Genomic DNA, 8,261 nt, shown 5'->3' with positions numbered 1-8,261 from the left:
ACATGAAAAAAATAACGACAGCAGGCGCAGCCTTGCTCATGACAACCAGCATGGTGAATGCCGTTGGTTTGGACCGCTCGGGTCAACCTGTTGGTGTTCTTTTCCAAGACGGTAACTATGCCGAATTCAGCTATGGGTTCGTCATGCCAACCGTCGAAGGCGAAGACGTTGCAGTGTTTGGCGGCTCGGCTACCGGCAACGTAGCGGACGACTATGGCGTTTTGGGTTTCGGCTACAAGCGCGATATCGACGATAAATTCTCTTTCGCCATTATTGTCGACGAGCCATATGGTGCGGACATCCTCTATCCGACAGGCTCTTCTGTTGCTCTGGGCGGGACAGAGGCCATCCTTGATTCGATGGCGCTGACGGGACTTTTGCGGTACAAGATCGACGAGAACATCAGCGTGTTTGGTGGTATTCGCGCGCAATCTGTCGAAGCAAGCGTAACCCTTGATGGTCTGGCTTATGGCGGCCCTCCTCCCGGTGGTGTCTCGGGATACACTGTCGATCTTGAGCGCGACGTGGGCTATGGCTACACCCTTGGTGCAGCTTATGAGATTCCCGACATTGCGCTGAGAGTAGCGCTTACCTACATCTCCGAAATCGAGCATCAATTCGGAACCACCGACACATTCGGTTCAACCGCTGACACCGAGGTCACGACACCCCAAGCGGTCAATCTGGATTTTCAAACGGGTATCGCTGCCGATACGCTTTTGTTCGGGTCCATTCGTTGGGCGGAATATAGTGTTGTGCAAGTAGAGCCGGAAAACTTCCCATTGGGATCTTTGACCGATATCGATGACGGTTTCGGGTATTCTGTCGGCGTTGGCCGCCGTTTCTCTGATGTCTTCTCTGCTTCGTTTACTGTTGGTTACGAACCGGAAGGTGACAGTGATCTTGTCTCGCCGCTTTCACCGACCAATGGCAATTACTCGATCGCTCTGGGCGGACAGTACACAATCGACAACGTCACGCTTTCCGGCGGTATTCGCTATATTGTGCCAGGTGATGCAAGTGCGGAAACAGGTACACCTGATACTGCACGCGCCGATTTCTCCGACAGCAGCGCTATCGCGATCGGTATGAGAGTCGGCTACTCCTTCTGAAGTCGACATTGACGTCAACCAAAGCCCCGCCCTTGTCGGCGGGGCTTTTTTGTTTGTCCCGCATGATACGGGTTGCGCGGTCCTTGCCAAAGGGATCATGTCCGCCCATGGCACCGGTTCAGAAATCCATATCGCCCCGCGCATGGGCAGAGCTTTTCCTGCTCTCGTTGATCTGGGGCGGATCGTTCCTTTCGGTGCATGTCGCACTTGAAGAGATCGGCCCCCTGACCGCCGTGGCCCATCGCACAGGCTGGGCGATGCTGATCTTGTGGGCCTATGTGATCATCCGGCGGCTGGATATCCCAAAAGACCCCGTGGTCTGGTTCGGTTTTCTTGGCATGGGGCTGTTGAACAATGTGATTCCTTTCAGTCTCATGGCATGGGGCCAATTGCATATCGAAACGGGGCTTACCTCGATCCTGAACGCATCCACCGCGATCTTTGGTGTCATCGCCGCTGCACTCTTTTTCGCAGATGAACAACTGACGCCCCGCAAGGCGATTGGCGTTTCGGTCGGGTTCTTCGGGGTCTGTACGGCCATCGGACTGGGGGCCTTCAAGGACTTTGACATCAGGTCATTGGGGCAACTTGCGGTGATCGGCGGCACGATCAGCTATGCACTCGCCGGGGTTTGGGCGCGCAAGCGTCTGGGACACCTGCGGCCACAGGTCGCCGCAGCCGGTATGCTGACGGGGGCGAGCCTGATCACCCTGCCCGTCGCATGGGTCATCGAAGGGCCGATCAGCCTTGATCTGCACCTGCAGACCTGGGGCGCGATCAGCTATTACGCGATTGTCGCCACGGCGGTGGCCTATATGCTTTATTACCGCGTGCTGGGCATGGTCGGCAGCGGGAACCTGATGCTGGTGACGCTTGGCGTGGCCCCTGTCGCGATCATTCTGGGCGCGCTTGTGCTGGGCGAAGCTTTGCCGCTGAACGCCTATGCGGGATTCGCGCTTCTGGCCTGCGGTCTGGTGATTCTAGACGGACGCACCTTCAAGGCGCTGCAACACCGCGCGGGCCGCGCGTAACCCGGGTGCTTCACCACCCTGCCCCAGACGTTCCATCGTCACTGCCATCTCGTCCAGTTGCGCGGCAGGACTGGCCAGCACGTCCAGCACCGCCTCTGCAATCGGCCCTGCCACGCAGTTCTTGCCGATAAACTCCGGCACCACGCGCGTGTCGCTGACCAGATTGACCAAAGTGACGGTATCCACCAGCAACAGGCGGCTGATGATGATCCGGCTGAGCCAGGCCATATCATAGGCGATCACCATGGGCGTGCGGCTTGCCGCCAGTTCCAGCGACACCGTGCCGGATGCAGCCAAAGCCACATCGGCCCGCTTGAACCACGCCGCTTTCTCTGTCGATCCCGGTGGCAGGACAGTGACAGGCACAGACCACTGCGCGACACGTTCCTTGACCAGATCATGCACCCCGCCCGTCGTGGGGATCACAAAGCGCGCGTCCGGCACTTTGGCGGCAATCAAAGCGACCGCTTCGCCAAACCGATCCGCAAGCCGCGACACCTCGCCTTTGCGACTGCCGGGCAGCACCAGAACAACGGTGCCATCCCCCAAGGCGGCAGCCTCTGCATCGGTTGCAACAGGTTCGGCAACCACAGGGTGGCCCACAAAATCGCAGTCCATGCCTGCGGCCTGCATCAGCGGCGGTTCAAAAGGAAAAAGCGCCAGCACATGATCAATATGATGCGCCATCTTTTGCGCCCGCCTGGGGCGCCAAGCCCAGACCGTGGGGGCCACGTAATGCACCGTGCGGATATCGCTGGCGGCTTTCACCAGCCGCGCCACGCGCAGGCAGAAATCGGGGCTGTCGATGGTGATCAGGACATCGGGTTGCGTTTGCAGGATCGCATCCGCCATCTGCCGGATACGGGCCTTGAGCGCGCGATACTTGGGCAGGATCTCTGCCAGCCCCATCACGCTCAACTCGTCCATCGGAAAGCGGCTGACCAGACCTTCGGCCTGCATCAGCGGCCCGCCAACCCCGTCAAACCGCACATCAGGGCGCAGCTGCCTGAGCCCTGCCATCAGCGCCGCACCCAGCTTGTCGCCAGAGGCTTCGCCCGCGATGACAAAGACCCTCATGCGCCCCCCTTGGGACGGACCCAGAGAAAAAGCCCTGCGGCATCCAGTGTCGCACGCACATCGGACAGGTCCAGAACCATCACGCCCCCCGCTTCGATGACGATGCCAGACAGACCCAGCGTCACAGCCCGCGCGGCTGTCTGCGGGCCAATCACCGGCAGATCGGCACGCCTGTCCTGATCGGGCTTGGGCGCTTTGAACAGAATCGCACCGCGTGCATCTGTCGGCTCTCCTGCGGGGCCGCTTAACCACTCGGCGGCACTGCCCAGGACAGCGCCAAGCCCGTCGAGGGGTGTCCAAAACAGATCATCGGTCGGCGCGAAACGGGCGAGCATCGCATCGGTTCCCGCTTGGCCCTCGCGCGCAAGCACACGGCCACCGCGCACAAGGCAGGCCTGCCCCACGTCAACCTGTCCCATCGCGCGCACCGTCTGTTCGGCAGTCACGGCGTCTTGCTTGTGATCAATCGTGACGGGCGCGCGGCTCTGCACGCCCGCGTCTGGCAGCAGATCGGGGGCGATTTCATGGGCAGCGCGTACCGCCAAACCCGCCTCTTCGAAAATCGCGATAATCGCGCGCAGCGCGCCATCGTCACCTTGGGCCATTGCGGCCATGATCCGGGGGACCAAAGGCTGTGTCGCCGCATCTATGGCGACGGGGTCGATTGCGGGGCGTTTGACAGCGCCCGCCATGCAGACCTCGGTCACCCCGCGTGCGGTGAGTGTCGCAAGAAAACTGCCCAATTCCTCGATCCGGAAGGTCAGATCAGGCGTGATCGCAGGCCGGAAACCGGCGAGAGCACAAACCAGAGGGCGTTCCGCCAGTCGCGCCATGATTGCCGGTGGCAATTCACCCGTGCCTGCAATCAGCGCCAGCATCAGCCGGGCGTCAGGAAATTGCGGTCGGTGTCGCCCAGAATGAATGTCACCATCTGCTGGACATAAGCGCTTTCGCTTTCTTCAGAGAGCTTGCGCGCCCGATCCTGAAACGTGCCGTCGCCATCCTTGAGCATCTGGAACGCGGCCCGCAGTGCTGTGATATCGGCACGGCTGACACCTTTGCGTTTCAGGCCGACAAGGTTCAAACCATCCAGCGCTCCGCGCGGCCCTTGCACCAGACCATGCGGCACCACATCATTGGTGACCATGGTCACAGCCCCGATGATGGCACCCTGCCCGATGCGCACCCATTGGTGCACGCCCGAAAGGCCGCCGATGATCACGTCATCCTCGATGATGCAATGGCCGGCCACGGCAGATGAATTCACCACGATCACCCGATTACCCACCTGCGCGTCATGGGCGATATGGCAACCGGCCATAAACAACCCGTCGTCACCGATGCGGGTTTCGCCGCCGCCATTGGCGGTGCCTGTATTCATCGTGACGTGTTCACGGATGCGATTGCGGGCACCGATGCGCAGACGGGTCTTTTCACCATCGAACTTGAGGTCTTGCGGAATTTCACCAATGACGGCGAAAGGGAAAATCACGGTATCCGCACCGATATGGGTGTCGCCTTCGATGACCACATGGCTTTTCAAGATCACCCGTTCAGCCAGAACGACATCGGGACCGATCACACAAAACGGACCGATGCTGCAGCCCGCACCAATCTGCGCGCCTTCGGCAATCACGGCAGAAGGGTGAATATCTGCCATTAGCCTTGCATATCCATCATCGCGGTGAACTCGGCCTCGGCCGCCATTTCACCTTCAACCATCGCCACGCCCTTGAACCGCCAAACCTTGCCGCCGGGCTTGCCGCGGGTGGTTTCCACATGCATTTCCAGCACGTCACCCGGCACGACCTTGCGGCGGAATTTGCAGCCGTCAATCGCCATGAAATAGACCAGCAGATTGCCATCGGTCAGCCCCAGCGATGCACCGACCATAACAGCGGTCGTTTGCGCCATCGCCTCAACAATCGTCACACCGGGCATGATCGGGTTGCCGGGGAAATGGCCCTGAAAATGCGGCTCGTTCATGGTGACATTCTTGATGCCCACAGCAGAGGTCGTGCCATTGATACTGTGCACCTTGTCCACCAGCAGGAACGGGTACCGGTGCGGCAGAATTTTCTGGATCAACTGGATATCAGCGGTCGTGACAGGCTCGGTCATGCGGGGCGGCTCCTTCTCTTTACTGCGGGTTCTTGCCGCCTGAAGTCATGATTAACAAGGCGGGTCGACCCCGGCAAGCACCGGCTACTGCGCGCCATCGCCTAATTCGGCGTCGATCCGAACAATCGCGTCATCGGTGATATTTGCGGCGCGGACCGACAGGATCACATTGCGCTGCTCCATGACGATCGCAGCCCCGCGATCAATCATGATATTGGCGATGATGCCCTGTACGCGGCGTTCAAACTCCGACCGCGCCTCGGCACCAGCAAGCTGGAGTTCGACGAGCTTTGCGTCCCGGATGCGGCGGACTTCTTGTACTTTGGTATCGAAGGCCGACGATTCAGCGCGAAACTCTTCCGGCGTCATCTCTGGCCGCCGGATCGTGAGGCTGCGCTCTTCGAGGGTAAGGGATTCGACAATTCGGTCGTTCTCGGCCTGCAGGTCTTCGGCTTGTGCGTTCAGGTCACGGTCGATGCGCTGGCCATAGAGCGTTTCAGCAAAGATCCGTTCGCTATCAATGATCAGCACAGGTGGCGATGTCTGCTGCGCTGACGCCGGAAGCGCCAGCAGCAGCCAAACAAGAACCAGCCGCAAAACACCCATCAGAAACTCGTCGAGATTGTCACGTCGAAGTTGCGGGTGTTGTCTCTGTCCTGCACATCAAGCGGTTCGGTGAAGTTGAACCGCAACGGGCCGATCGGTGTCGTCCAGAAGATCGACAAGCCCGCGACCGAACGGCCAAGAAAATCGTTGTAAATCACGTCTTCTCCAAAGGTTTCCCCCACATCCCAGACAGAGCCGTAGTCGACAAATGCACCGCCCGTGATCCCGTATTCGCTGGGCAAGCCAAGCGGGAACTCTGTTTCAAGCCGCAAGACCGAAAACGCATTGCCACCCAAGGCATCATCGGTGTCATCGTCGCGCGGACCAATTCCGCCCGGCCGAAAACCACGCATCAAGCGGCTGCCCAGAAAGAAGCGGTCGGTGACGCGGCTGGTGCCTTCTTGATAGCTCAGAAGGCCCGCCTCCAGTGTCGCGCGCAATGTGACCTCTTCATTCAGAATACTGGTCTCGGCCCCGGCCAAAGCAGTTGTCTTGATAAACTGGCTGTCACCAAATCCGAACTCCTGACCAAAGCGCAGCACGATCCCTGCGTTGGGGTTTAACCCCGTGCGGCGGTTATCAAAGCTGTAGGTATAGCCGATGGCATTGGTCCAGATACCACCCAAGTCACCTTCGTTCTGGACAATCACGCTGGCATCACTCGAGACATCGGTCAAATCGGTGTATTCAAGCGCGTAAAACAGCGAAAGGCGTCCGGCTTCGCTTACAGGAAAGCTGATCGCAGGCGTAAGACGCAGTGTCTCTGTGTCGTAAAGCGCATTTTCGTTGTCCGTGATCGCGTAGGATAAATCGAACGATCCCCGCAGGTCGCGGCCAAGAAGCTGCGGTTCGGTAAAGCCAAAACCAAAGCGCCGGTTGGATTCAGCGGTCGACACGTCGAAATTGAGCCGTTGCCCGCGCCCTTGAAAGTTGGTTTGGCGGTAAGATGCCAGCAAACCAAGGCCGGTGTCGGTGTTGAAGTTTGCGCCAAACGACAAGTTCCCCGTCGGCCCTTCCTGCACATTCACATCGACAATCACCTGACTTTCCGAGGATCCTTGGCGTGTATCCACAGCCACCCCTTCGAAGAAGCCAAGTCCGCGGATGCGCCGCGCGCTTTCCTGGATTTCGCGCGGATTGAACGGGTCGCCTTCAACGACACGGAACTGGTTGCGGATCACCCGGTCAAGAGTGGTGCCATTTCCTTCGATATCGATACGCTCCACAAAGACGCGCGGCCCCGAGACCAGTACATATTCAACATCAAGCGTCAGGGCGCGCGCATTGCGAGTGATCCGGGGGTCGACCTGCAAAAAGCTGATGCCGCGTTGCACCGCCAGCCGCTCTATCCTGTTGATATCGTCGTCAATCGAAACCGGTGAATAGGTTGCTCCGCCGCGGACGCGAACCGCACCTTCGAAGTCAGCCGCATTGACCCCGTTGATCTCGCTCGAGACCGACACGGCGCCAAAGGCAAAAGGTTGTCCTTCGCGCAGGTTATACGTCACCAGATAGGCATCGCGCTCGCGCGTCAAAGACACATCGACGTTCTGGATCACGAAATCCACGTAACCGCGCGAACGGTAGAAATCAGTCAGCACCTCGCGGTCACGCTCTACGCGCTCGGGCGAAAAAGTATCCCGTCCGACCAAAGCCCGAAAAATACCCGCCTCTTTTGTTTCCAGCACGCGGCGCAACCGCCCTTCGGAAAATGTGCGGTTCCCCACGAAGGTAATCCGCTCGACCTCGGTGACCGCAGATTCGACAATTTCGAAAACCAGATCGACACGGTTGTCGGACAAAGGAATGATCCGCGGCGTCACTGTCGCGTTGATGCGGCCCTCGCGCGCATAGGCTTCGGTAATGGCGGCTGTATCGGCCTCGGCTTGTGTGGGGGTGAACACGCGGCGCGGTTGGGATTGCACCAGTTGCAGCAAGGCCGCGTCACGGATACGGCTGTTGCCCTCGATATTGATGCGGTTGATCGTCGGATATTCGACCACGCGGATCAGCAGGCTGCTGCCCTGCGGGATCAGATCAACACTCTCGAACAGGCCCGATGCACGAATATTCTGGCCTGCGGTATTCAACTGCGCGGTCGAGAGCCCTGCCCCCGCTTGCAATCCGCCAAATGTCAGGATGGTCCCGTCAGCAACCCTCTGGTTGCCTTCGATCTCAAAACTGCTGAATGCGAAATTTTGCGCATTGGCCGCGCCGGCCATCACCACCAGGACAAGCAGGGCCAGCCACGCGGACCGCACTGCCTCGAAACCTTGCGCCAAAACGCACCCCACCCTTGTCATCATGTTGACCG

Annotated in this window: 8 protein-coding genes; 2 read left to right on the top strand and 6 right to left on the bottom strand. The window is 59.4% G+C overall.

Translation table 11 applies throughout. The features are described 5' to 3' along the window. Both NWQ23_RS03335 and NWQ23_RS03330 read left to right on the top strand, forming a co-directional pair. Positions 1-1,112: OmpP1/FadL family transporter (locus NWQ23_RS03335; RefSeq protein WP_306164820.1), on the top strand; the 1,112-nt coding region annotated here is incomplete at its 5' end. A gap of 107 nt (positions 1,113-1,219) precedes the next feature. Continuing rightward, positions 1,220-2,143, top strand: a complete 924-nt coding sequence (locus NWQ23_RS03330) for a DMT family transporter (protein WP_306164819.1) — start codon at positions 1,220-1,222, stop codon at positions 2,141-2,143. On the opposite strand, the gene lpxB is transcribed toward NWQ23_RS03330, so the two are convergent. The 6 genes from lpxB to bamA form a co-directional block, all read right to left on the bottom strand. Further along, positions 2,093-3,220 (bottom strand): lipid-A-disaccharide synthase, encoded by a 1,128-nt coding sequence (gene lpxB, locus NWQ23_RS03325; RefSeq protein ID WP_306164818.1) that lies wholly within the window; start codon positions 3,218-3,220, stop codon positions 2,093-2,095. The genes NWQ23_RS03330 and lpxB overlap by 51 nt on opposite strands. After that, positions 3,217-4,098, bottom strand: coding sequence for an LpxI family protein (locus tag NWQ23_RS03320; RefSeq protein ID WP_306164817.1), 882 nt, complete (start codon positions 4,096-4,098; stop codon positions 3,217-3,219). The genes lpxB and NWQ23_RS03320 overlap by 4 nt, the downstream gene beginning before the upstream one ends. Further along, positions 4,098-4,880, bottom strand: coding sequence for an acyl-ACP--UDP-N-acetylglucosamine O-acyltransferase (gene lpxA / locus NWQ23_RS03315; RefSeq protein ID WP_306164816.1), 783 nt, complete (start codon positions 4,878-4,880; stop codon positions 4,098-4,100). The genes NWQ23_RS03320 and lpxA overlap by 1 nt, the downstream gene beginning before the upstream one ends. Further along, entirely contained in the window at positions 4,880-5,341 is a 462-nt protein-coding gene (gene fabZ, locus NWQ23_RS03310) for a 3-hydroxyacyl-ACP dehydratase FabZ (protein ID WP_306164815.1), read from the bottom strand. Before fabZ ends, lpxA begins: the two co-directional genes overlap by 1 nt. 84 nt (positions 5,342-5,425) lie before the next feature. Next, on the bottom strand, positions 5,426-5,947 hold the full coding sequence (locus NWQ23_RS03305) for an OmpH family outer membrane protein (RefSeq protein ID WP_306164814.1): 522 nt from the start codon (positions 5,945-5,947) through the stop codon (positions 5,426-5,428). Beyond that, positions 5,947-8,253 (bottom strand): outer membrane protein assembly factor BamA, encoded by a 2,307-nt coding sequence (gene bamA / locus NWQ23_RS03300; RefSeq protein WP_372340104.1) that lies wholly within the window; start codon positions 8,251-8,253, stop codon positions 5,947-5,949. The genes NWQ23_RS03305 and bamA overlap by 1 nt, the downstream gene beginning before the upstream one ends. Between the last annotated feature and the right edge of the window lie 8 nt (positions 8,254-8,261).

Origin of the sequence: Yoonia sp. (assembly GCF_030731595.1) — a bacterium.
Taxonomy (GTDB): Bacteria; Pseudomonadota; Alphaproteobacteria; order Rhodobacterales; family Rhodobacteraceae; genus Yoonia.
This window is presented reverse-complemented; position numbering and strand designations above follow the sequence as displayed.